Origin of the sequence: Actinoplanes sp. NPDC048796 (assembly GCF_040650035.1) — a bacterium.
Lineage (GTDB): Bacteria > Actinomycetota > Actinomycetes > Mycobacteriales > Micromonosporaceae > Actinoplanes.
Genome location: NZ_JBEZGO010000024.1, coordinates 60,623 through 83,311 on the forward strand (window position 1 = coordinate 60,623; position 22,689 = coordinate 83,311).

Below are 22,689 nucleotides of genomic sequence, written 5' to 3' on the forward strand. Positions count from 1 at the left end.
GGACTGGAGCAGCCGGCGAGAAGGAATGCCTCGCTTCGTCCCAACCTACCTCAACCGGCCGGTGATGGACGATCGCCACCAGGTCGGCTTTCGGCACGAAGCGCGGCTGCGCCGCCCGGCGGCCTACGGCCGGTCCCGCGAACGGTGGCAGTGCCGTCGGCCATCGCCCGGGCCATCTGTCTGCCGCGCGGCGACAGCGGCCCGTGGTCGCGGCGGAACAGGTTGAGCACCCCGATCACCTGGGCGCCGTGACGCATCGGGACGGCGTGCGCCCCTGGTAGCCGGCGGTCCGCGCGGACCGGTCGAAATGAGGCCGGGGCGGCACGGCGGCGTCCGGGACGGGATGTCACGTCGGTGGAGGCGATCAGTTCGGGGTCGCCGTCGGCGCCGGCGCCGATGACCCCGGCTCCGTCGGCGTCGGTCAGCTCCAGGCAGTGGCCGGCCAGCCGGCCGCTGACGCCGGTCACCTCGAAGTCCTCGGCGAGCGTGTCCGCCAGCACGACGAAGACCTCCCCGACCCGTTGCGCGGGCATCGGCCGTTCGCCGAGCCCAGCCGGGCCGGTCATTCGCTCGAGGTGGATTCGATGCGCAGCCGGCCGTCCAGGACGTCGTCGGCGACGCTGAGCAGCGGCCGGTCCTGGGCGAACGCGTGCGCCCGCAACCGGTGCAGCGCGGCGGCCGCGCCGGCCCCGGTCTGACCCATCACCATGCCGGTGGCCCGCTGGACGCGGGCCGAGGCGGCCGGCACCGCCGCCCCGGCGTGGTCCGGGCCACCGGCGTCCGGTCCGGCGTCCTCGACGAGCAGCACCGCCACCGCGGCGGCGTAGGTGGTGGCGCGGTCCTGGTCGTCACGGGCCAGAGGGCCGGCACTGGCCCGGCACATGTCCAGCACCGCCACCGGCGTCCCGCCCACGAACACCGGGAAGGCGAACATCGCCGCGACGCCACCCTGCCGCGCCTGCGCCGAGAAGGCCGGCCACCGTACGGTCGCCTCGGCGCCGGCCAGGTCCTCGACCAGCACCGGCGTGCGGGAACGCACCGAATCGAGACAGGGTCCCTGGTCGAGGCTGATCTGGAGGTCCTCGACCAGGTCGATCAGCGGCCCGTCGGCGCTCAGCACGAACCGTCGTGCCGAGCCGGTGAACAAGGTCAGGCCCACCCCGGAGATCGCGTCGAGCGAGGCGCGGCAATGCGCGCAGACCGTGGCAACGCCACCGGCCGCCCGCAGAACCGACGCCAGCTCCCCCGGGCTCTCCGGCGGCAGACCATGGGCGAAACGGCCGGTCACGACAGCCACCGCCACGGGGATTTCGGTCTCGGCCGGGGGCAAACGCATGGCAGGCTCATCAGAGCCTCCGATCAAGCGGGAGTGCACGGCACCCGTCCCGGCTCGGAGGCAATAGTCGGCGTGCTGGTCGAGAACGACCAAGTCACCCGAACGAGTCCATCGGCCGTAAGGCTACACCGGCGAAACGGTGCGTGCGAATGCCACGATGCCCGACCGGCGAACCCGCCGCCGCCGGTCGGACCCGGGTAGCGTCACCACATGGCAACCACAGTGCTGCGCGTACGGCTCATCGGCGGCGATCGCATGGACCTCACCTACGACGATCCCGCGATCTCCGATCAGGACGCGCTGCTGGATCACATCATCGCGACCCTGGCCCAGGACGCCGGGGCATTGCGGACGAGACACGGCGAACGGCTCGTCGTGCTCTATGGACGAGGCGTCGCCGCGATCGAGGTCGCGCCGCGCGGCGCCGTCGTCTGAGCAGAGCTCGCCGGCCCCTCGTATTCAGCGGGAACGCGCGACGCCGGAGGCCGGCGTGAGCTCCTGCCAGCCGGGCTCCGACCCACGCCACGCACCGGCGACGATCATGGCCGAGCTGCCGCTCGGGCACTCCTGCACGCGGTGACGTCCCGCCAGCCCGCCGATCTGCACCATCACGTCCCACTGGCGCCCGTCGCTGCGAATGTAGACATCACGACGAAAGCGCGCCGTCTTGCTGCCGTTCCACCAGTGCCGTTGGACCATCACCACGTCACCGTACGCGCCGGCCCGCGACCATTGCCGTCCACAGCGGACACCATCGATCCGTCGGCCCGGCCGTCAGCCATGTTCGATGCCGGTCAGCAATTCGGGCGAGCGCCGCGTGTCGGCGCCGTCCGCGGCGGCGGCCAAGGCCACGTCGGCCGATGCCCGCGTGGCGTCCGGCGGCACCACGAGAAGGTCGAAGCGGTCGTCCCCGAAGTCGGTCATGACGGTGATCAGCCCGGCCGGCTGGGAGGTGAACCAACCGAGCCGCACCGCCCGGCCGCCCGCGTCGGCTCGCCGCGGGTGGGGCCTGTCCCACTCGGCGCTGTTGATCAGCACGTGCGTGATCTCGCCACGCAATCCGGTCAGGGCTTCCATCAGACGGGGAAGTTCGGACACCACATCCGTCGAGCGAGGCCACCAGGCCCCGTCGAGGACGGTGGTCCGGGAAGGATGTGGGTCCAACTGCAGGCGTACGGCGTCATTGGGCGCGGAAAGAGTGGTCGGTGCCATGATGGCTACCTCTCGATTGCCGGCCTCCGCACCACCGCAAGTAGGCGCCGAATGCGCTCGTCGGTGATCGTGGAGAGGCCGTTGGTCACCACTCTACGCGCCGTGCCGGCGAACACGCGTACAGTGGGGGTGGCGGTGCCGGCACGACATCTCCGGCGTCCTCGCCGTCTTCTTTGAGTCAATCTCCCTCAGTGCCGTCGACCACCGGGCCGAGGCGATGCGACTGCTCCGCCACCCGTTCGCGGTCCGCGCCGAACCGGCCACCGGCCCCGTCCGCTGAGCGGTCACCCGGCAGCGACGCGACGGATCATTCGCGGGACACGCTGAATGCCATCACAGCGACGTCGTCGTCGACCTCATCGAAGCCGGCGAGCAGGCCGGTGAGGGCGCGAACGGCGGCGGCGGCCTCGGTGGGACCTCGGCTCTCGATGAAATCCCGCAGCGCGTCATCGCCGAAGCGCTCGCCGTGCGGCGCTGTGCGCGCCTCGGTCAGCCCGTCGCTGTAGAGGATGAGGGTGTCACCCGGGTCCAGCCGGATCGTGCGGGCCGCGACCCGCGGCTCGGCCAGAATGCCGATCAGTGTGCCGCCGTCGGTGCTCTGATAGTCGGTGGCGCCGTTCGCCCGGATCAGGAGGGCGGGTGGATGCCCGCCGGCGGCGATCGAAGCGGTGTACCCCGTCCCCTCCCTCTCCAGCACGCCGAAGATGACGGTGCAGTGCCGGTGTCCCCGGTTGCGATAGTCCTGATAGAGCACGGCATTGAGATTCGCCAGCACCGCGGCCGGTTCCGGGTCGTAGACGGCGGCGGCTCGCAGCGTGTAGCGGGCGGCGGCGGTGACCGCCGCGGCGCCGATGCCCTTGCCGCGCACGTCGCCGAGGAAGAAACCCCACCGGTGACCGCCCAGCGGGAACAGGTCGTAGAAGTCGCCGCCGACCTCGTCGGGCGACGCCATGTGGTAGAGGGCAGCGGTCGCCATGCCCGGCGGAACGGCCAGCGTGGCCGGCAGCAGGCTGCGCTGCAGTCCGGTCACCAGCAGGCGCAGCCGTTCCCGGTCCTGATCGGCGCTCTGCCGTGCCCTTAGCAGTTCGGTCTCGTAGGCGCGCCGTTCACGGGCGTCGAAGACGGTCGTCCGGATCAGCACGGGCTCACCATCACCGCCGGTCTTGACGGCGGAAGTGACCAGAACCGGCAACGACGCCCCCTCGACGGTGCGCAGTTCCAGCGCGACCCCACCGATCTGGCCCTGCATCCGCAGCAACGGCGCGAAGTGCGTCTCGTGGTAGAGGCGGCTGCCGGTCGCCAGCAGATCGACGAAACGACAGTGGCCGACCAGCTCTTCGCGGGATCGACCGAGCCAGTCGAGCAGGGTGACGTTGACCTTGGCGATCGTCCCGTCCAGCAGAGTGGAGAGGAACCCGCACGGCGCGTTGTCGTAAAGGTCGTCGATGTCGTCCTCCAGCAGCGCCGGGAACATGACCTCCTCCACCGGCCGGTTGTCAGGGCGCCGCCGGGCGGGCTCGCTCATGATCCTCCGACGCGAGCAATGGGCGGTTGGTGTCGCGTCATTGTGTGATCGTCGCACTGACCGGGCCGCAGGTCGACCGGCGGCACCGTGGTTCACCGGCGGGTCGGCCGGTCCGGAAGCAACCGCTCCTCATGATCCAGCTCGCGTTCCAGGACGCGCAGGCTCTCGTCGGGCAACCACCCGGCATCACGCCAGCGCAGGAACTCGTCCCGCTGGGCGTCGAGGGCCACCCGCCGGACGTGCAACGCCGCCTCGTACCGCGGCGAGACCGGCGGAGCAGTCGAATCGTCATTCTCGCGGAGCAGCACGATCCGGTCACGATAACGGCTCAGCCGTGCTCGGAGCTGCTGGCGCATCGTCTCGATCACCGGGGCGCTGATGTCGTCGTGCTCCTGCTCCTCCAGGTCGTCGAGCGCGGCGAGGGCGGCCTCGGCCGACGCCGACCGGGCCTCGTTGCGCAGGCGGGCCTGATCGTTGGCGTCGGCGCGCATCCCGAGCCGGCGGACGATCGGCGCGAACGTGAGGCCCTGACCGACCAGGGTGACGAGCACGACGACGAATGCGCAGAAGACCAGCAGGTTCCGAGCCGGGAACGGGGACCCGGTCTCCGTGACCAGCGGCAGCGTGAAGATCGCAGCGAGGCTGATCACGCCGCGCGTTCCGGCCCAGGAGAGGACGACGACATCCCGCCCGGTCCACCGTGCCGGCCGCCCCTCGGCCATGCCGGCCCCGCTCCGGCGGGCGCGCAGCGCGCCGGGCCATACCAGGGTCAGCGCCAGCCACAGCGGCCTCAGCAGCAGGACGACGCCTACCGTGATCGACACCGCGACGACGACGGTGCCGGTGTCGTACGCCGAGAGCCCATGCAGGATCTCCGGCAGCTGTTGACCGATCAGCAGGAACACCAGGCCCTCGAGCAGGAAGTCGATCAGCCGCCAGACCGCGCTCGTCTGCAGCCGGCCCGCGCCCGAGGCGGATCGTGGCGTGTGGTGCCCGACGATCAGCCCGGCGACGACCACCGCCAGCACGCCGGAGACATGGATCCGCTCGCCGAGAAGGTACGCGCCGAACGGTGTGGCCAGCGAGACCGCGTTCGCCAGCATCGGATCCCCGCTGAGGGGACGCGACAGCAGGCGCACGGCGAAGGCGACCACCACCCCCACGGCGGCTCCGCCCGCGGCGACGAGCAGGAACTGCGCGAACGCGGCCGGCGCGGAGAACCCGTCACCGGTCGCCGCGGCCACCGCGACGCTGAGGATGGTGAGAGCGGTGGCATCGTTGAGCAGGCCCTCACCCTGGATCAGCGTGATGATCCGGGGCGGCAACCCGACCCGGCGCCCGACCGCCAGCGCCGCCACCGGATCCGGCGGCGCGACCGCCGCGCCCACGGCGATCCCGGCGGCCAGCGTCGCTCCGGTGACGAACCAGGCGAAGCCCAGGCCGATCAGCAGGGCGGTGAGAAGGACCAGAACCACCGACAGGCTCACCACCGTCCGCAGGTTGCGGCGGATCGCCAGCATCGACGAGTCCAGGGCGGCGCTGTACAGCAGCGGCGGCAGGACGAAGGTCAGAATGAGGTGTGGATCGAGGGCGACGTTGGGGCCGGGCAACAGGGCGTACCCGATGCCGATGATCGGCAGCAACGCGGCGGCCGGCAGCCCCGTACGGCTCGCCACCCATCGCACCACGGCGACCACGACGACAGCGGCAAGAGCAAAGACCAGAACCGACTCGGCATCCACCGGCTCATCCTTGCCGACTGCCCTCGGCCCTCAAGCGGCTACGCCGGACCCGGCAGTCAACGGGTACCGCGGCTCAGCGCGGCCCAGACCACCTTGCCCGTGGGCAGCGCCGTCGAGCCCCAGGCGGCCGAGACCGCGTCCACCAGGTGCAGGCCGCGTCCGCTGTCACCGGGAGGCCGGGCCACCGCCGGCCGGCCGGACCCGTCGAAGACAGCAATGCGTACATGGCAGGGACGCAGCCGGACCTGCATCGTCATCATCGTGTGGGCATGCATCGCCGCGTTGGTCACGAGCTCACTGGCCACCAGGGCCGCCGGCCCGACCAGGTCGGGCTCGTCCCACCGTAGGCACGCCTCGGTGACCACGCCGCGGGCCTGGCGGGCGGCCCTGGTGACCGGAAGCAGATCCTCGGTCATCGCCGGCGCGTCGGCCAGCAGAGCCGCCCGTCCCGCTGCCACGCTGTCGAACACCAGCCTCGGGTCCAGGCCGTTGGCGCACAGAAGCCGCATCACCTCGACGGCAGGAGCGCACACCACCACCAGCACCTCCGGATGAGACAGGGCCCGTGCCACCAGCCCCGCGAATACCAGGACCGCATCATCGTCGGCCACCGCCAAGCCGGACAGATCGACCAGCAGCCCACCCGCATTCCGGTGGGGCATTCCGATGGTGCCCCCCTGCAGCATCTCGCTCGACGCCGTGGTCAGCGTCCCCTCCACCACCAGGGTCGCCAGCCCGCCCCGGACGGTGTGAGACCAGGTCAATGGGACTTCGCCGAGATTCGCCACCGTACGCCTCCTCCGCAGGATCACCTGTGCGGAGTCACAAGCTGACGCCAAGCCGACGCCCCAGCTCGATCTCAGGCGCCTCCGAGACCTCCGGGTGCCCAAGACGATCCATCACAAACGTCCCCGGCCGGCTCCATCGAGCCGGTGAGGCGACCCGCGCGACGACACGGCAGGAGTTCCCGGCGTAATGTGACGCCTACGGTTGGACTATCGGACATGCCTGCCCTGGCCCTCGGCGGTTCCCCGAGTCAGGGAAAGGTGCAGCCATGACAAGCCACCCACGTCGTAGCGAACCGTATCGTGGCTCCCGTGGATGAGCGCGCCCTCCGGGTGGCTCGCCTGATCGCGGACGAGCCGTCGAGGCCCGGCGACCACCACGGCGTCGCGGGGAACCTACGCCGGTTGTGCAGCGCCGCCGGACGCGCCCTGTCCGCCTCCGGCGCCGGGCTCAGCGTGGTGGTCGGAGACCGGATGCGGGGCGTCGCCGCGGTGTCCGAGCCGGCCTATGAGCCGGTCGAGGAGTTGCAGTTCACGTTGGGTGAAGGCCCGTGCCTGGACGCGTTCGCCACCCGCCGGCCCGTGCTCGTCCCCGATCTCTCGGCCGCGGCGATGTGGCGATGGCCGGGCTACGCGACCGCGCTGCACGGCAAAGGCATCCGGGCGGTGTTCGCGTTCCCGTTGCAGATCGGCGCGGCCCGGCTGGGCGCGTTCGACGTCTTCCGCGACGAGCCCGGGCCTCTGACCGCCGACGAGTTCCGGGACGCGCTGACCTTCGCCGACGTGGCGGTGACCACGCTGCTCGACGGTCAGGCCCGGGCCGCGCCCGGTGCGGCCGCCGACGGGCTGGACGACGAGGTGGTGGGGCAGCGGGCGGAGCTGTTCCAGGCTCAGGGAATGGTGGCGGTCCAGCTGGGTATCTCCCTGGCGGATGCGCTGGCCCGGCTGCGGGCTTACGCGTATGCCGAGGACCGGGCCCTGGGCGACGTGGCCCGCGACGTGGTGGCGCGTAGGGTTTCCTTCAACAGCGGCCCGTCGTGACTGCCGTCAGTACCAGATCCGGAGAAGGGCGGTAGACCGCGGTGAGTACCGTTTCCGCTGAGCGGCTGGCGACAGTCTTCGTCGACGTCGCCGATACGCTCGTCGACGATTTCGACGTGGTCGAGTTCCTGCAGATGCTCACTCAGCACGTTGCCGCCCTGTTCGACACCGGTGAGGTCGGGCTGATGCTGGCCGACCATCGCGGCCGGCTCACCTTCATGGCGGCCTCCGACGAGAGCGCCCGCCTCATGGAGTTGTTCCAGCTGCAGTACGGCGACGGCCCATGCCTCGACGCTTTCCACACGGCCCGCCCGGTGACCAATGTGAACCTCGCCGGGGCGGCGGCGAAGTGGCCCCGGTTCGCGCCGCGTGCCGTCCAGGCCGGCTTCGAGTCGGTGCACGCCTTCCCGCTGCGCCTTCGCAAGGAGGTGATCGGCGCAATGGGCGTGTTCGGCAGCGCCACCGAGCTGGACGGGGCGGACGAGAACATCGTGCAGGCTCTGGCCGACGTCGCCGTGATCGGGATCCTGCAGGAACGCGCCATCCGCCGTGGCGAGGTGCTCACCGGCCAGTTGCAGGGCGCTCTGAACAGTCGCGTCGTCATCGAACAGGCCAAAGGCATCGTCGCCCAGGCCCGCTCCGTGAGCCCGGACGACGCGTTCGCCCTGATCCGTGACTTCGCCCGCCGGCACAACCGCCGCCTCAGCGAGGTGGCCGGGACCATCGTCGCCGGTCTGCCCGGCCTGCCCGACCTGGACGGCCGGTGAGCGCTCACCGGACGAACGGTTCGGGCGGGTCCTGCGGGCCGGCCGGTGCCCCCTCTGGCGGCGGCCCACAGGACCCGGCCCACTTCTGAGCAAGGCCTTCGGCACTGCCCTGTACGCCGGGAACGGACGTCAGCGCGACTTCCGCAGCGGCGCTCCGACGGCGTGCAGATGGCGCAGGGCCTGGCGGTACGACATGATCAGGCCGGTCTCTTCGTAGGAGACGCCGGCCTGCTCGCAGTACGCCCGGACGATGGGTTGCGCCCTGGGAAGATTCGGCGTGGGCATCGCCGGGAACAGGTGATGCTCGATCTGATAGTTGAGCCCGCCGAGGGCGATGTCGACCAGCCGTCCGCCCTTGACGTTGCGGGAGGTCAGCACCTGCTTACGCAGGTAGTCCTCGTCACCGGTGGGATGCGGCATGCCCTTGTGGTTGGGTGCGAAGGTCATCCCCAGATACACCCCGAACACCGCGTGGTGCACGAGAAAGAACACCAGCGCCTGCAGCGGGGAGAGCACCAGCAGCAACGCCGCCCCGTAGCCGGCCAGATGCAGGGCCATGAGGCTCGCCTCCAAGCCACGGCGCCTCATGCCGGGCCGCCGCAGAGCCTTGATGCTCGAGATGCGCAGGTCGATGCTGAGCAGTGTCAGGAGCGGGAAGAACAGCCCGGCCTGGTGCCGGTTGACGAAGCCCTTGATCCCCCGCCGCCCCCAGGCCGCCTCGGTGGCCCAGATCAGCAGTTCGGGCTGCACGTCCGGATCGAGGTCGTCATGGTTCGGGTTGTTGTGGTGGCGGGTGTGCTTGTCCACCCACCAGCCGTAGCTCATTCCGACGGCGACGTTGGCCACGATCCGGCCCGCGGTGTCGCTGGGCTTCCTCGTGCGGAAGACCTGCCGGTGGGCCACGTCGTGAGCCAGCAGGGCGGCTTGCGCGAACACCACGCCGAGGACCGCCGCCACGGCCACGGTCCACCAGGACGGCCCGGTCAGGAAGAAGACGGCCCACGCGCCGGCCATCGAGACGGTCACGGCGCTCGCCCGTACGGCGTAATAGGCGGGCCGTCGGTCAAGCAGGCCGGCGTTGACGATCAGGCGGTTCAGCGCGGCGAAATCACTGCCGGCAACCCGGCTGCGTGCGGTGACAGATGCGCTCATGGCGCGACTCCTAGAAACTTGCCTGCCTCGTACGGGATCACGCGGGGACAGGCGTGGCTGGGTGAAGGCCGCGGAGTCTGGACGGCCGCCGTTTCACCGCCGAAGCGGATTTACGGTGCTCAGTTTATACCCCGGAGGCGGGCAGCGAACCGCTCAGCGATGCGGCACCGGGTCGCGCCACCCGGAGGATGAACGTGCCTCCGCCGGCCCAGGGCACAGTCAGCATCGGCCGGGGCTGCTCGGCCAGATAACCCACGCTGACCGTACGGCCGGCCAGCGGCACGCCATGGTCTTCCTGTCGTCGCGGACCACTGCGGGAGCACCGGCCTCAGCCGGCACCGGCGCTGCCCCCGGGCACCGGTTGACGGCCGGCTTCCGCCGGGGCGGCGTCGCCGGCCGGCGTGGCCTCGCTGCCGGCCGGCGGCCGGTCGCCGTTGTGGCCGGTCAGGATCTCCGGCCCCTCGGCCGATTCGGTGCCCGGTGGTTCCCGGCCCGCGGTGGGCTCCCCGTCCGGATGCCCGGCCAGATAGCGAACCGCGGTGTTGAGCACCGCGAGAAGCGGGACGGCGACCAGACCACCGACGACGCCGGCGACGAGGACGCCGGTGGCGATGGAGAGGATGACGGCCAGCGGATGCAGCGCCACGGCCCGTCCCATGATCACCGGCTGGAGAACGTGACCCTCCAGCTGCTGGACGGCGATCACGACGCCGAGAACGATGAGCGCCTTGACCGGTCCGACGGTGACCAGCGCGACGAGGATGGCCACGACACCGGTCAGCGTGGCGCCGATCACCGGGATGAAGCCACCGAGGAACACCAGGGCGGCGAGGGGCAGCGCGAGCGGGACGCCCAGCACGGCCAGGCCGATGCCGATGCCGACGGCGTCGACCAAGGCGACCAGCACGGTGGCGCGCACGTAGGCGACCAGGGTGTGCCAGGAGCACTCAGATCGTCGAGTTGGGCGATGAAGGTCCGCACGATCAGGGCGAGACCGCCGAACACCACGAGCAGCGAGGCGAGCAGAACGAGCCCCGCCGCGAGCGACCGGTTCATCCCCCGCTTGCGCAACCCGGCGGCGGCCGGCTGGAACATCGCCGCCAGCAGCAACGCGACCACTACCGGAATCACGACCACCCGCAGAAGACCGACGACCCGGATCACCAGATAGACCGCCCCGACCAGCAGGATGATCCGCCACGCCCAGGCCCCCGGCCGTACGGACGCCGCGCGGAAGACCGTCGTCGACGGTTGCGGTGTGTTCGACGACCATCACCCGGGACCCGGCCCCGCCGAGTTCCGGAGCGGCGGTGAACGGGGGGATCACGGGCCCGCCCCGGGCAGCCGCCAGTCGTGCGCGTGCGCGTTGACGAGTGGTGTCGGCCCACATCAAGGGCATTGTCGGCTCCTTCATGACAAGCGCATCGGATCGTCGCCGAAACAGCGGGCGGATCCGGGGCGTCCGGACGGGAATGCGCCTGAAGGCGTGGGCAGCGGGTGTCGCTGGCGAGAAGGGCCGCAGGGGTCCGGACGGCCGCCGCGGGCGACCGGCGAGGGGCGGCCGCGGCATCAAGCACTGTGCCTGGTCGATAGCCGGGCCGGTCCTGGGCAAACGGCTTCCCGCGGCGACACGGTGATCGTGGCCGGAGCGCCGCCCCAGGGAATGCTCGCCGGCCAGGTGTTTCGGATCGACGGCCGGGGGCATCAACAGGACGCAACCGCTGCCGCAGCCAGGCCGTGTCAACCGGCGAGGCCGGTGTGCGAGCGCGGGAGAGGATCGTCATGGGACTCGACGACAAGATCGATAACAAGGCTCAGGAAGCCGAAGGCAAGGCCAAGCAGGGCATCGGCGAAGCCACCGACGATCAGGGTCTGAAGGCCGAGGGCAAGGCCGACGAAAAGTCCTCGAAGGTCAAGCAGGCCGGCGAAAAGATCAAGGACGCCTTCAAGAAGTAGGCGCGCATCGGCCGGACGGGGCCGGCATCCGCGAAGGCGGATGCCGGCCCCTCCGCATGGGGCCGCCCTCGGCTGAGGCGTGCCACGGCGCCAGGGAGCCGACCGATGATCGTGCCGGTCAGGCGGCGGAATCATATCGGTCCCGGCACAGGTATAGTCACCGTGAACGCCCGAGACGTTGCGCCTCGGTCGTTCAGTCGCCCCAGGCCCCGGCGTCACGTGTCCTTCGCACGTCACCCGGGAGCGTCATGTCGCCAGCCACCGACCCGATTCGAACCGGCCTCACCGGTCGCGGTGCCGGACGGCGGCCGTCATGACTGCTCTGTCCAGCGGGCAACTGTCGAGGATCTTCGTCGAAGCGGCCGACACCCTCACCGACGATTTCGACCTGCGCGACTTCCTGCACATGGTCACGGTCCACGCGGCCGGCCTGATCGGCGCCACCGCGGCCGGGATGCTGCTCGCCGACGACCACCACGAGCTGCAGTTCATGGCCGCCTCGCAAGACAACGCCAAGTGGCTCGAGCTGTTCCAGCTGCAGAGCCGCGAAGGACCGTGCCTGGAGGCGTTCCGCAGCGGCCGCCCGGTGGCCGAGACCCACCTGTCCGCGGCGAGCGGCCGCTGGCCGCTGTTCGCCCCACGGGCCGTGGCGGCGGGATTCCGGACGGTGCACGCCTTTCCGCTGCGGGTACGCCACGAGGTGATCGGAGCGCTGAACGTCTTCGGCACGGCGGCGGGCGCCGGCTTCGACGCCGCCGGCGTGCCGGTCGTGCAGGCACTGGCCGACGTCGCCGCGATCGGCCTGCTGCACCAGCGCGCCCTGCTGCGGGAGCAGACCCTGACCGAGCAGCTCCAGCACGCCCTCGACAGCAGGGTCATCATCGAACAGGCCAAAGGCGTGATCATGCACGCTTTCGACGTCGATGCCGTCGAGGCGTTCCGCTTGATCCGCGGTTACTCCCGGCGCCGGAACACCCGCATCGCCGACCTGGCCGCCTCCATCGTCACCGACCCGGCCCACATTCCGGACCTGACCTCGTCGCCCTGATGATCCGCCCTTGCTCTCGTCTCCACCCTCCGGCACCGGATCGGGCGGGCCGATGACCAGGGGTCGCGTTCTCGGGGCCTGGCGACGACTCCGTCGCCGGGTGGGGTGGCTGGACCATCTCGTCCGGGCCGGGATCCGGTACGACCAGGCCGACGGCGGCCGCCTGGCGGCGGCCGTCACCTATTACGCGTTCTTCGCCACGTTCGCGCTCGGGCTGCTCGGTGTCGCCGTCTTCGGCTTCGTCCTGGACGACCCGGCGGTGCTGCGTTCGGTGGAGCGGGCCGTGGCCGAGGACCTGCCCCAGCTCGACGTGCAGGCGCTGCGCCACGCCCGGGCCACCATCGGCGTCATCGCCTTCATCGGCCTGCCCGTCACCGGGTGGTTCTGGGTCGACGCGCTGCGGTCGTCGATCCGGCGGATCTGGGAACTGCCCGAATATCCGGGCACCATCGCCGTCCGGGTTCTCGTCGACCTTCTCGTGCTCGCCGGCCTCGGGTTGCTGCTGGCCGTGTCCCTGGCGGTGGCCTACCTGACCACGGTGACCGCGAACCGGGTCGTCGACGCCACGAACACCGGCGCCGCGCTGTCCCACTGGCTGCTCAGCGCGGTCGGCCTCGCGGTGGCCGTCGGGGTGGACGCCGTCCTGGCCGCCGGCGCGCTGACCGGGCTCCCCCGCGTTCGGATACCGTGGCGCCGCCTGCTGGGCCCCGCGCTGCTGATGGCGCTCGGCCTGGAGCTGCTCAAGACGCTCGGCCGGCTCTACGTGCAGCACACCGAGGCCAACCCGGCCTATCAGCTCGTCGCGGGGTCGGTCGGGCTTCTCGTTTTTCTCAACGCCATCAATCAGATGGTGTTGTTCGCTGCGGCGCTCACCGCGACCAGCACCGCCGGCTCCTTGTCCGATCCGGCCGGGAGCGACGACGACGCTCGTCGCCGGCCCTGAGGTGCCGACGGCACCGCTCACGGCATCGGCGATGTCCCGGCCGGTCCGTACGGCCGGGGCCTTACGGCACACCGGCCGGGCTCAGCGCCCGCCGGGGGGCCGTTCGTCGAGAAGCGTGGACAGCTCACGGGCGAGCGCACCCAGCTGTTCGCCCCGATAGACGCCGGCCAACTCGTCCAGCAGCCGGGCCGCGACCGTGGCCTGAGCGACCGTCAACGTCCGTCCCGACGGCCGGTCGTCGGCTCGGAGGGTCTCCCGCAGACGCTCGGTGTACTCGTCCCGGTTGAGCGGGTTGCCACGAGAATCACGGACGGCCGCCGTCGGCCGGGGCGCGGCCTGCTCGGCCGAGGCCACACTGGACGCGGCGTGTCCGGGGCAGTAATCGGTCTGGCGGACCGGGTCGGACGTCCAGCCGGGCGCGTGCTCCCGGGCCCAGGTCCGGGCGTCCGCGTCGTTACGCCACGCCTCGATGGCCGGCGGTTCCGACTGGACGGGGCAGCCCGCCACATCGCAACTGAGCACGACCCGCCGCAAAGAGCCTGCCCTGGACAAGTGAACGCTCACTGTCGCCCGCTCTCGTGGTCGTCGCACCCTGCGGTTCGAGGCGTCGTAGCCCGACGGATCGATCACCGCACGAGCGAAATGCTACGCCACCGCGACCGTACGCCGCCCGGACGCGATGTGCTGACCGGCGGCCGGGCCCCGATCGCCGCGCCGGACGACGACGTTGATTCGCAACCGGCTGACCCGCTGGGGAACGGCTGTCCGGGGTACGTTGGGGTAGCAGCCCGGCTGATGCGTCCCCCCATCCGGAGGATGCGGACGGCCCGGGCAAGAGGGAGCCACCATCACCACGAAGACGTGCGTCGAGAAGACCGGAGTGGTGGCGACGCTCCGATCTCGCGGGCTTCACTCCCGGGCCGACTGGGCCGAGAAGGACCTGCCGACGTTGATCGACACAAAGAAGCACGCCTCGTTGCTGGGAACCCTCGGCATCGACGCGGACGCTCTGCGCGAGTTGGAGAAGGACCTCACCCCGGTGTCACGCATCGGCACCTGAGAGACGACCCGGTCCTGATCTCTGCCTTGTTCACGTCAGCGAGAGTCCACCCGAAGTAGAGCCGTCCCGGTGGCGGCGGCCCGCCACCGGGACTATCGTCGAGTTCGGGTCAAGCCACGTGCCCGTCATGGTCAAGTTGACGGGAGAGGTGTGCTATGACCGTGAGGCATCCCAGCCACTTGGACAGTCGCCTGACGCGGTGGGTCAGCCAGGTGCTCCTCGACGAGGCACCAGCGACTCTGTCGGACGCCGATGGCTACACCCGGGTAGCCGTCTCCCGGCGTGTTGACGATGTGCCGCACAGCGGCGAGGCCACCGATGTGCTCAGCGTCATCACCGTGGACGGCGACCTCGACATCGACACCGCCCCCCTGTTGCTCGCCGTCCTGGTCCAAGAGCTGCGTACCGGCGACGTGTGCTGCGATCTCACCCACGTTCCCTTCCTGGCCGCGGCGGGAACTCACGCTCTTCTCGCCGCGCACAATTACGCCATTGGACAAGGCCGCTCTTTCTGGTACCGGGGCGCTCACGGAATCACCGCCCAGGTCATGGCGATCGCCGACCCCGACGAGGTCGTACCACGGCGGCCATGACCTCGCACAATGCCAGTCTCGAGGAACATCAGAGGAACAATGGCACAGCCCCACGACGCGAATCACGGGCCGGCCGGCTCCCTCCGCGATCGGTTGGTCTCGTTGGCCGGCACACCCGACGACAGCACGCAGATCGGTACGGATCTGACTGTCATCGCTCAACTGGCCGCAGTCCGGATCACTGCCGTCGAATACGCGTCAGTCACAAGCCGGCACGAAGGCGCCTATGCCACCGTGGCGGCCAGCGGCGACCTCGCCGTAACCATCGATCAGGCGCAGTACGCCGACGACGCCGGGCCGTGTCTGGACGCCCTCGACGGCGGGGTGCCGGCGGCGGTGCCGGACATCGCCGCCACCGTCACCTGGCCGGGTTTTCGCGACACCGCGGGCCGGCTGGGCCTGACCACGTCGCTGTCCGTTCCGCTGTTCGCCGCATCGGGCACCACCATCGCGGCCCTCAATCTCTACGGCCGCGACCCGGCGCCGATGAAGGCGCTGACCACCGCCGTCTGGGCCGCCTACGACCCGCAGGCGCCGATCCCGGCTGGCCGCCCTCGACTCCGGGGCCCGCGAGCTGGCCACGGGGCTGATCGGCGCCTTGACCGCCCGCGACCTGATCCAGCAGGCCATCGGCATCATGCTGGAGACGACCGCCGCCGGCCCCGACGACGCCTATCGGGATCTGTGCGCAAAGGCCGCCAAGCAGCGAAAGTCTCTGACCGATACGGCGGCCGAACTGATAGCGCGTCATCAGTGAACCGCGTTCCGCTGTTGGCAATGCCCGGTACTACTTTTCCGGATGCGGGCCGGGAACCAGCCCGGACGCTTGGTCGACCAGGATCTGCGCGAGGTCACGCACCTTGTGGTTGGTGTCCTGGGACAGCTTGACCAGGACCTTGAACGCGTCGTCGGCGGTGCATCGCCGTTCGGCCATGATGACGCCTTTGGCCTGCTCGATGACGGCGCGGCTGGCCATCGCGGCCCGCATTTGCTGGGCCAGTGTGGCCGTCGAGTCGTACAGGTGGGCGTTGGCCAGCGCCACCGCGGCGTATCCGGAGAACGTCTCGGCCAACGTGATCGCCTCGCGGTCGAAGGCGTGCGGCGTGGTGGCGTAGACGTTCAGCGCGCCGGTGACGACGTCTTGAACCGGCAGTCCGATCGACAGCGAACTGCCCGCGCCGTGCCGCAACGCGAGCGCCACCCAGCGCGGCCAGCGTTTCTCGGCCGCGAGGTCGGGCAACGAGAGGGTCGTCGCGCCGGCGGAAGCATCCAGGCACGGACCGTGGCCGGACCTGTACTGTGACTCGTCGAGTCTCAGGGCCAGCTCACCGGTGAACGCGGCGGTGAAGGCCCTCTGATCGCGAACCAGTGTCACCGAGCACTCGGCGACGCCCGGGACGGTGCGTTTCGCGAGGGCGGCGATCGTGTCAAGGACCCCGTCGAGGTCGGTGTCGATCAATTTGATCCGGCCGAGCTGGGCGAACGCCTCAGCGGGCTGCAGCGGATCGGTGATGCTCATCGTCCCAGGCCCTCGCATCGGGCACATGTCGGCCCCGGACCGACCACGCGCGGATCGCTGCGAGACTCCGCCGTCGGAGGCTGGTGTCCGGGTCCGCGCCGCTGTTCGACGCCGGCTCGCTGACGCCATCCGAGACGCCGCCGCAGAGACTTCACCATACCGTCGCTCGCTCGCTCGCGCTGCACCGAGGCGGGCGTGGCCAGGCGCCTGGCCACCCTCAGCGGTCGGCACCCGCCCATCGGTTATTCTTCCCTTTCACGGTACGAGCGGTCACGCCCGCCTCGACCGTCGGCGTCAAGCAGCGGCGCCTGCCCGGCAGTGATATTCGACGGTTCGGGCATTCCCCTGTTCACGCCGCGGCGTCACGACGAGGCCCCGGCTATGTCCGCTGCAGAGGACGGCCGCACGTTCATGACGCCCCACCACCAACACGCCCAGGCGGCGTTGGCCGTACTCGCGACGATCAAGCACAGCGACACCGACCTCGAACAGATCCTGCAGCAGGTCGCCACCCTCGCGCAGCAGACGATACCCGGGGCGGGCGAGGTCTCCATCACGCTGGTCCCCGAGCGAAGCCCCTACACCGCCGCGTTCACCGGCGACCTGGCCCTGCAGCTCGACGAATGGCAGTACCGGCTGCACGGCGGCCCTTGCCTGCAGGCCGCCGCTGACGCGGATGTCGTCGTCATACCCGACACCACCGCGGAGAAGCGGTGGCCCCAATGGGCTGCCCGCGCCGCGTCGGCCGGAGCCGGCAGCGTGCTGTCGGTCGGACTGACCATCGACGACTCCGTCAGCGGAGCGCTCAACACCTACGGCCGCCGACCGCACGCTTTCCCGGACGCCGCCGCCGACATCGCCCGGTACGTGGCGGTGGCCTTGGCCAACGCGCACCTCTATTATCGCGCAACCGAGCTGGCCGAGGGTCTGAGCACGGCGATGACCACCCGAGCCGTCATCGAACAGGCCAAAGGCATCGTGATGGCCGAACGGCACTGCAGCCCGGACGAGGCATTCGCCTTGCTGCCGAAGATCTCACAGGTCAGCAACCGCAAACTGCGCGACGTTGCCGCCGACATAGTCGCGCGGGTCCAGCGGCACACGCCACCCACCGGGAGGTGACCCGGCCCGCCGGCGGGCGGCCCGAAAACCACTCTGTTTGAGTTTTCGGACCTGACGCTCGCCGACGAGCTCACCGGTCCGCGCTTGGCGGTCATTCAACTCCGCTTCGCCACCGACGCCAACCCCACTCCACCCGAACTTCGTTTACCGGCTCAGCGCCGCGCCGGACGTAAAATCGCGGAAAGGTGAGTGAGGGATAACGTGCCGGATGAGCGATCGAGCGGGGACGCGGGTACCGGCGGCACGCCGATGACCGGGCCGATCCGGCGCGCTGCCTTCGCGGCATCGGCCCCGGACCGAGCCGAGACGCTCATCAAACATCTGTACGTGGACAACCGGGTCCGCATCGACGACCCCGGCGACGCGTTCAACTTCGGCCTGGTCAGCGCCGCCGCCGGACCCCTGGGATTCAATCGGGGCCACTGGGGCTTCACCGGTCACATCCGTATGGAGCCGCTGCCGATGTTCAGCGCCATGGTGGCGCTGGCCGGCTCGCTGACGGTCGGACGGCCCGGCCGACACGACCACGCCTTCACCGCCGGCGGGGTCTGGATCGCCGAGCCCGGAGAACCGATGGAGTTCTCCTTCCGGCCCGGCGTTTACGCGGGACTCACCCTGCCGATGTCCGTGATCGACGAGGCCGCCGGCGCGCGGAGCCCCTCGGACGCGACCGCGGTGCGTTTCCTGGGCACCGTCCCCGTCGACGCGGCCGCCGGGCACTATTGGTCGCAGCTCATGCGCCTGGTCAATCACCAGACCAGCACGGTCGGCTCACCGTTGGACAGCGTCCTGGTCCGCGACCACCTGGTCGGCAGCCTGGCCCGCGCCGCGCTGATCACCTTCCCCAACACGGTGATGACCACGGCCTACGTCGCACCACCAGCAGGCATCGGGCCTGCTTCCTTGCACCGAGCCGTCGACTACATGCACGCCCATGCCGCCGAACCGATCACCGTCGCCCAGGTCGCCGACGTGGCCGGCATCAGCATCCGGGCACTCCAGCAGGCCTTCATCCGCCACCACGGCCGGACCCCCACGGCGTACCTGCGTCACCTGCGCCTGGAACGGGCCCACCTCGATCTGCGAGCCGCCGACCCCGCGTACGGCGACTCCGTCACCGCCATCGCCCGCCGCTGGGGCTTCGCCCACCTGAGCAAGTTCAGCGCCGCCTACCGCGACCGATACGGCGTCAGTCCCAGCATCACCCTTCGCACCACCCCGAACCGGCATCGCCGTCCATAGCGCGGCCGTGCCGGTCAGCCGGTGCACGTAGCGGACGGCGGTGTCGTCACCTGACCGGGGCCGGGTAGGCGGAACAGCCGATCCGGCCGTTGAGCGACAGGACGACTGTCAGGCGTCGACGGCGTCGAGATGCCGGCGCAGCTTGGTGAGCGCCTTGGTCAGCAGCCGGGAGACATGCATCTGGGAGATCCCGATCCGCTCGGCGATCTGCTGCTGGGTCAGGTTGCCGTGAAAGCGGAGGCTGACGATCTTCTGTTCCCGCTCGTCGAGGGTGGCCATCGCCGGGCCGAGCGCGATCCGCGCCTCCGCCTCGGCGAAGCCGGTGTCCTCGCCGCCGAGGGTTTCGCCGAGCTCGGTGCCGCTCTCGCTGATCGGCGTGGACAGGCTCGTCGAGTTGTACGCGCGGGCGCCCTCGAGGCCCTCGATGACCTCGTCCTCGCTGATCTGAAGGTACGCGGCGATGTCGGTCACCGTCGGGGCGCGTCCCAAGGTGTGGCTCAGTGTGTTGTTGGCGCCAGTGATCGCCAGACGCAGCTCCTGCAGGCGCCGCGGAACCCGTACCGACCAGGTCTTGTCCCGGAAATACCGCTTGAGCTCGCCGACGATGGTCGGGATCGCGAATCCCGCGAAGTCGACACCGCGGTCGGCCTCGAACCGGTCGGTGGCCTTGATCAGGCCGACGACGGCGACCTGGTAGAGGTCGTCGCGGGGCTCACCGCGGTTGGCGTAGCGGTTCGACAGGTGCCGGGCCAGGGGCAGCCAGGCTTCGATCGCCCGGTCCCGCAGGCCGGCCCGAGACGGGTGCCCGGCCGGGAGAGCAGCCATCGCCATGATCAACTCACTGGCCCGGTCGGTGCTCGTCGCGGCATCGGCAAGGACAGCGGCGTCAGCGATGACAGTCATACGGGAACTCCTCTGGTCGGCCAGTTGTCGCAGCACTATGTCCCCGCCCGTCCGTTGCCGAAAACCACCCGGTCGGGCGTACAAAACAAACTGAATAGGGGTTGTTTGCGCTTGAGCATCGCCAGAAAGGGCACATCTCGGAGGTGAATCAAGTAGACAGGTCACGGCCGCCGCCCAGCGAGGAGCTCCGGCGATGGCGTCTCACCGGTCCGGACGAGCTGCGCTCGCTGCGGGCATCACTGCATCAGGCCCTCAGCGGGACCCGACCCGCCGACCACCGCGGCCTGGACGAGGTCTCCGGACGCATCGCGCTGGTCGCCACCGAACTGGCCACGAACGCACTGCAACACGGCCTGCCACCCACCACAGTGCGGCTTCTGCGGCACGAAGACCGCTTCGTCCTCGACGTCGCCGATCACCATCCGGGCGGCGCCCCGTTTCTGACCGCGCTGTCCCTGGCCGGCCATCGAGGCCGCGGTCTGCCCATCGTCCGCGCCATGGCCCTGAACCTCGGCTGGTACGAGGACGGCGACGTCAAACATGTCTGGGCCTCCTTCCCCGGCGCGCGCGACTCGGCCGCCGCCATCGTTCCCGATCGCTGAGAAACCCAACCTTCAGCCGGCAGCGTCCACCATTACCTCGCCGTGCCTAGGCCTCGATCGTGCCCTGGTCGGCGCCCGGCGCCGCCGGTGTCCTCCGGAGCCCGGACCGGGGAGCCAGCAATCCTCGAGGGGCCACCGACAGCAGTGGGGCGGCCCGAACACCGTGATGACCGAAGATGGCGTTCACGGCCAGGATCGCCGAGCCGGCGGCGCGTTCCATCAGCCCGGCCGGAAAGGGCACACGCACCCAGTCCCCGGCCAGATAGACCCCGGTCGCGTCGGTGAGCACTCCAGGCCGGGTGGCGTCGCTTCCCGGGGCGAACGCGGGGGCGTCGTCGCCCACGCGCTCGTCGACGTCGAGAATGGTCATGCCGGTCGTCTCCGGCCACAGCGACCCGAGCTCGGCCCACATTCTCTTGGTCAGTTCGGCGGCGTCGACACCGTCGGGTGCCGCGTACGCGTGAAGCTCGATCACGCTGCCACCGCCCCGGCGGCCCCATTGGCCCGCCGCCCGTTCGATGCGGTGATAGAGCGTGACCGAGTCGAGGGTGGGCTCCTCGGCCACACTGGTGAAGACGCTGCGCCCGGGTGCGCAGTCCTGGGCCGTCCAGATCCGGCTGACCGCGTAAGGCGCCGCCGTCCCCACCGTGGCCATCTGCTCGGCGAGCCGGGGCGCGAGTGCGGTCAGCCCCGGGGACGCGGCCACGATCTCCCGGGCCGAGCGCGGGTCGGCGGCCAGCACGACGTGGTCGGCGGTCAGCTCGGCGCCACCGCGCAGCACGACGGTCCAGCCCGGATCGATCCGGTCGACCGCGGCCCGGGTACGGATCTCGCCGCCGAGGGCCTGCAACTGCCCGGCGAGCGGCGCCCAGATGGCCGTCTCGTAGTCCTGGCTGGGCGCGTCGAAGTCGAGTCCCTCGGGATTGCGCAGGAAGTAGAAGTGGAACTGCATGATCATCTCGGCGGCCGACATCTCCTCCTGGTGGTTGAAGAAGGAGTGCGCGAACACGTCGAACAGGTGCGCCCGGGCCCGGGCCGGCATGCCCAGCGTGTCGAGGAAGTCCTTCGCCGAGACGTGGTCGAACTGGCGGTAGGTCTCGGCGCGCGAGTAGCTCAGCAAGGGGACGGCGGCTTTGCCGTCGACGCCGCGCAACTCCCGCAGTTTCAGGCTCGGTGACCGGGCGACGAGAGCCAGCAGATTGGCCGGTGGCCGGCGGGGCAGGCCGGAGAAACTCTCTTCGGGCCAATTCCGGGAAACTACGGGGTAGCGACCGGCCGGCCGGAGGAACGACAGCTCGGGATCGATGCGGCGGAGCACGTTGTGCAGGTTGTAGTACTGACGGAAGAATCCGTGGAAACCGTGCTCGACCATCTGCCGTGAGCCGTCCGCCACCGTCCGGGGCCACGCCGCGAGCCGTCCACCCAACTGGGCGTCGCGTTCCAGCAGCGTCACCTGGACGCCCCGCTCGGCGAGCAGAAGAGCGCTGGTCATCCCGGCGATCCCGCCACCGATCACCACGGCGCGAACCTCATGGTCGACGGTCCGCGGCAGATCGGTGCGAGGCCGGACCAGGCGGTGAGCGCGGGCGCTCGTCAGTCGTGGAGTCACGCCGCCACGCTACTCTCGATCAACGCAAGAATCGACGCAACCTCTCCTCGCGGTTCCGCGGAGTCGCCGATCGCCATCAGGCTCGGCCGGCTCCGGCTCCGGCTCCGGCACGGGCCTGGACCAGGGACGGGACGGACGCCGCCGGTTCCAGGGGTGACCGGGCCGCCGGCCTCGCACGGACCCGAGCCGGTGAAGATGTTGGCCCGCTGCACCAGGCGGCCCGGGGGTGGCGCTGCCGGGAGCCGTCGAACCAGTTGTGGTGGATGCTGACCTTCAAATGGCCGACGTCGGTGGACGCGGCGCCGTCGGAGTGGCCGGTCAGCATGCTCTTGTCGGTGCCGGCGAAGTGGTTCCACGACACCGTCACGTAGTCGGCGCCCCGCACGATGTCGACCGAGCCGTCGACCGGGCGGACGAACGTGTTGTGGTTGATCCAGATGTGGTGCGACTGCTGACCGTGAAGGTCAGGTTGCGCACTACGACGTTGGACGAGCGGTAGAAGTCGAACCCGCCGCCGGAGATCGTGGGCGCG

General features: G+C 70.5%; 26 protein-coding genes and 1 pseudogene. 13 read left to right on the plus strand and 14 right to left on the minus strand.

Annotated elements, in window-relative coordinates; all coding sequences use genetic code 11:
- Nucleotides 1-50: 50 nt before the first annotated feature.
- Both AB0C26_RS44285 and AB0C26_RS44290 read right to left on the minus strand, forming a co-directional pair.
- On the minus strand, nucleotides 51-566 hold the full coding sequence (locus AB0C26_RS44285) for a hypothetical protein (RefSeq protein WP_360260782.1): 516 nt from the start codon (nucleotides 564-566) through the stop codon (nucleotides 51-53).
- Complete coding sequence (locus tag AB0C26_RS44290) at nucleotides 563-1,336, minus strand: GAF domain-containing protein (RefSeq protein ID WP_360260785.1); 774 nt, start codon at nucleotides 1,334-1,336, stop codon at nucleotides 563-565. Before AB0C26_RS44290 ends, AB0C26_RS44285 begins: the two co-directional genes overlap by 4 nt.
- A 210-nt stretch (nucleotides 1,337-1,546) precedes the next feature.
- Here AB0C26_RS44290 and AB0C26_RS44295 point away from each other — a divergent pair, with 210 nt between their 5' ends.
- Nucleotides 1,547-1,771: a hypothetical protein gene (locus AB0C26_RS44295; protein WP_360260788.1), complete on the plus strand. Its 225-nt coding sequence runs from the start codon at nucleotides 1,547-1,549 to the stop codon at nucleotides 1,769-1,771.
- A 24-nt stretch (nucleotides 1,772-1,795) separates the two neighbouring features.
- Here AB0C26_RS44295 and AB0C26_RS44300 read toward each other — a convergent pair whose 3' ends face one another.
- From AB0C26_RS44300 to AB0C26_RS44320, 5 genes are all read right to left on the minus strand, one after another.
- Nucleotides 1,796-2,035, minus strand: coding sequence for a hypothetical protein (locus AB0C26_RS44300; RefSeq protein WP_360260893.1), 240 nt, complete (start codon nucleotides 2,033-2,035; stop codon nucleotides 1,796-1,798).
- Between the two features lie 75 nt (nucleotides 2,036-2,110).
- Entirely contained in the window at nucleotides 2,111-2,548 is a 438-nt protein-coding gene (locus AB0C26_RS44305) for a DUF5994 family protein (RefSeq protein WP_360260791.1), read from the minus strand.
- A gap of 307 nt (nucleotides 2,549-2,855) precedes the next feature.
- Nucleotides 2,856-4,073, minus strand: a complete 1,218-nt coding sequence (locus tag AB0C26_RS44310; protein WP_360260794.1) for a SpoIIE family protein phosphatase — start codon at nucleotides 4,071-4,073, stop codon at nucleotides 2,856-2,858.
- Between the two features lie 92 nt (nucleotides 4,074-4,165).
- Nucleotides 4,166-5,815, minus strand: coding sequence for a Na+/H+ antiporter (locus tag AB0C26_RS44315; protein WP_360260797.1), 1,650 nt, complete (start codon nucleotides 5,813-5,815; stop codon nucleotides 4,166-4,168).
- A 56-nt stretch (nucleotides 5,816-5,871) separates the two neighbouring features.
- Nucleotides 5,872-6,579: a hypothetical protein gene (locus tag AB0C26_RS44320; RefSeq protein WP_360260800.1), complete on the minus strand. Its 708-nt coding sequence runs from the start codon at nucleotides 6,577-6,579 to the stop codon at nucleotides 5,872-5,874.
- Between the two features lie 333 nt (nucleotides 6,580-6,912).
- Between AB0C26_RS44320 and AB0C26_RS44325 the strand changes: the two genes are divergently transcribed.
- Together AB0C26_RS44325 and AB0C26_RS44330 are read left to right on the plus strand one after the other, a co-directional pair.
- The gene (locus tag AB0C26_RS44325) at nucleotides 6,913-7,641 is read left to right on the plus strand and encodes a GAF and ANTAR domain-containing protein (protein WP_360260803.1); all 729 of its coding nucleotides are present in this window, start codon (nucleotides 6,913-6,915) and stop codon (nucleotides 7,639-7,641) included.
- A 41-nt stretch (nucleotides 7,642-7,682) separates the two neighbouring features.
- Entirely contained in the window at nucleotides 7,683-8,408 is a 726-nt protein-coding gene (locus AB0C26_RS44330; RefSeq protein WP_360260806.1) for a GAF and ANTAR domain-containing protein, read from the plus strand.
- A gap of 129 nt (nucleotides 8,409-8,537) precedes the next feature.
- Here the strand turns inward: AB0C26_RS44330 and AB0C26_RS44335 are convergent, their stop codons facing one another.
- Nucleotides 8,538-9,560 (minus strand): acyl-CoA desaturase, encoded by a 1,023-nt coding sequence (locus AB0C26_RS44335; RefSeq protein WP_360260808.1) that lies wholly within the window; start codon nucleotides 9,558-9,560, stop codon nucleotides 8,538-8,540.
- 328 nt (nucleotides 9,561-9,888) lie between these two features.
- Complete coding sequence (locus tag AB0C26_RS44340; RefSeq protein ID WP_360260811.1) at nucleotides 9,889-10,479, minus strand: AI-2E family transporter; 591 nt, start codon at nucleotides 10,477-10,479, stop codon at nucleotides 9,889-9,891.
- Nucleotides 10,480-11,342: 863 nt separating this feature from the next.
- On the opposite strand from AB0C26_RS44340, the gene AB0C26_RS44345 reads away from it, so the two are divergent.
- The 3 genes from AB0C26_RS44345 (at nucleotide 11,343) to AB0C26_RS44355 (ending at nucleotide 13,507) form a co-directional block, all read left to right on the plus strand.
- Nucleotides 11,343-11,516 carry a CsbD family protein gene (locus AB0C26_RS44345; protein ID WP_360260813.1) on the plus strand — a complete coding sequence of 58 codons (174 nt, stop codon included), beginning with the start codon at nucleotides 11,343-11,345 and terminating at the stop codon, nucleotides 11,514-11,516.
- A 313-nt stretch (nucleotides 11,517-11,829) separates the two neighbouring features.
- Nucleotides 11,830-12,564, plus strand: coding sequence for a GAF and ANTAR domain-containing protein (locus tag AB0C26_RS44350; protein WP_360260816.1), 735 nt, complete (start codon nucleotides 11,830-11,832; stop codon nucleotides 12,562-12,564).
- Between the two features lie 100 nt (nucleotides 12,565-12,664).
- A complete protein-coding gene (locus AB0C26_RS44355) occupies nucleotides 12,665-13,507 on the plus strand; it encodes a YhjD/YihY/BrkB family envelope integrity protein (protein ID WP_360260819.1) in 843 nt (280 codons plus the stop codon).
- A gap of 81 nt (nucleotides 13,508-13,588) precedes the next feature.
- On the opposite strand, the gene AB0C26_RS44360 is transcribed toward AB0C26_RS44355, so the two are convergent.
- On the minus strand, nucleotides 13,589-14,014 hold the full coding sequence (locus AB0C26_RS44360) for a hypothetical protein (RefSeq protein ID WP_360260822.1): 426 nt from the start codon (nucleotides 14,012-14,014) through the stop codon (nucleotides 13,589-13,591).
- Nucleotides 14,015-14,387: 373 nt separating this feature from the next.
- Between AB0C26_RS44360 and AB0C26_RS44365 the strand changes: the two genes are divergently transcribed.
- The 4 genes and pseudogenes from AB0C26_RS44365 (at nucleotide 14,388) to AB0C26_RS44380 (ending at nucleotide 15,917) form a co-directional block, all read left to right on the plus strand.
- A complete protein-coding gene (locus tag AB0C26_RS44365; protein WP_360260825.1) occupies nucleotides 14,388-14,567 on the plus strand; it encodes a hypothetical protein in 180 nt (59 codons plus the stop codon).
- Between the two features lie 212 nt (nucleotides 14,568-14,779).
- Nucleotides 14,780-15,160 carry an STAS domain-containing protein gene (locus AB0C26_RS44370; protein ID WP_360260827.1) on the plus strand — a complete coding sequence of 127 codons (381 nt, stop codon included), beginning with the start codon at nucleotides 14,780-14,782 and terminating at the stop codon, nucleotides 15,158-15,160.
- Nucleotides 15,161-15,199: 39 nt separating this feature from the next.
- Nucleotides 15,200-15,580: pseudogene (locus AB0C26_RS44375) on the plus strand (hypothetical protein); the annotation flags it as partial.
- A gap of 178 nt (nucleotides 15,581-15,758) precedes the next feature.
- Entirely contained in the window at nucleotides 15,759-15,917 is a 159-nt protein-coding gene (locus AB0C26_RS44380) for an ANTAR domain-containing protein (protein WP_360260830.1), read from the plus strand.
- 30 nt (nucleotides 15,918-15,947) lie between these two features.
- Here AB0C26_RS44380 and AB0C26_RS44385 read toward each other — a convergent pair whose 3' ends face one another.
- Entirely contained in the window at nucleotides 15,948-16,679 is a 732-nt protein-coding gene (locus AB0C26_RS44385; protein ID WP_360260833.1) for a GAF and ANTAR domain-containing protein, read from the minus strand.
- A gap of 318 nt (nucleotides 16,680-16,997) precedes the next feature.
- Between AB0C26_RS44385 and AB0C26_RS44390 the strand changes: the two genes are divergently transcribed.
- Nucleotides 16,998-17,801: a GAF and ANTAR domain-containing protein gene (locus tag AB0C26_RS44390; protein ID WP_360260836.1), complete on the plus strand. Its 804-nt coding sequence runs from the start codon at nucleotides 16,998-17,000 to the stop codon at nucleotides 17,799-17,801.
- A 201-nt stretch (nucleotides 17,802-18,002) separates the two neighbouring features.
- Complete coding sequence (locus AB0C26_RS44395) at nucleotides 18,003-19,043, plus strand: AraC family transcriptional regulator (protein WP_360260839.1); 1,041 nt, start codon at nucleotides 18,003-18,005, stop codon at nucleotides 19,041-19,043.
- A gap of 108 nt (nucleotides 19,044-19,151) precedes the next feature.
- Here AB0C26_RS44395 and AB0C26_RS44400 read toward each other — a convergent pair whose 3' ends face one another.
- Complete coding sequence (locus AB0C26_RS44400; protein ID WP_360260842.1) at nucleotides 19,152-19,946, minus strand: SigB/SigF/SigG family RNA polymerase sigma factor; 795 nt, start codon at nucleotides 19,944-19,946, stop codon at nucleotides 19,152-19,154.
- Between the two features lie 143 nt (nucleotides 19,947-20,089).
- Between AB0C26_RS44400 and AB0C26_RS44405 the strand changes: the two genes are divergently transcribed.
- A complete protein-coding gene (locus AB0C26_RS44405; RefSeq protein WP_360260844.1) occupies nucleotides 20,090-20,548 on the plus strand; it encodes an ATP-binding protein in 459 nt (152 codons plus the stop codon).
- A gap of 46 nt (nucleotides 20,549-20,594) precedes the next feature.
- On the opposite strand, the gene AB0C26_RS44410 is transcribed toward AB0C26_RS44405, so the two are convergent.
- Both AB0C26_RS44410 and AB0C26_RS44415 read right to left on the minus strand, forming a co-directional pair.
- Nucleotides 20,595-22,157, minus strand: coding sequence for an FAD-dependent oxidoreductase (locus tag AB0C26_RS44410; protein WP_360260846.1), 1,563 nt, complete (start codon nucleotides 22,155-22,157; stop codon nucleotides 20,595-20,597).
- A 76-nt stretch (nucleotides 22,158-22,233) separates the two neighbouring features.
- On the minus strand, nucleotides 22,234-22,542 hold the full coding sequence (locus AB0C26_RS44415) for a hypothetical protein (protein ID WP_360260849.1): 309 nt from the start codon (nucleotides 22,540-22,542) through the stop codon (nucleotides 22,234-22,236).
- Nucleotides 22,543-22,689 lie beyond the last annotated feature (147 nt).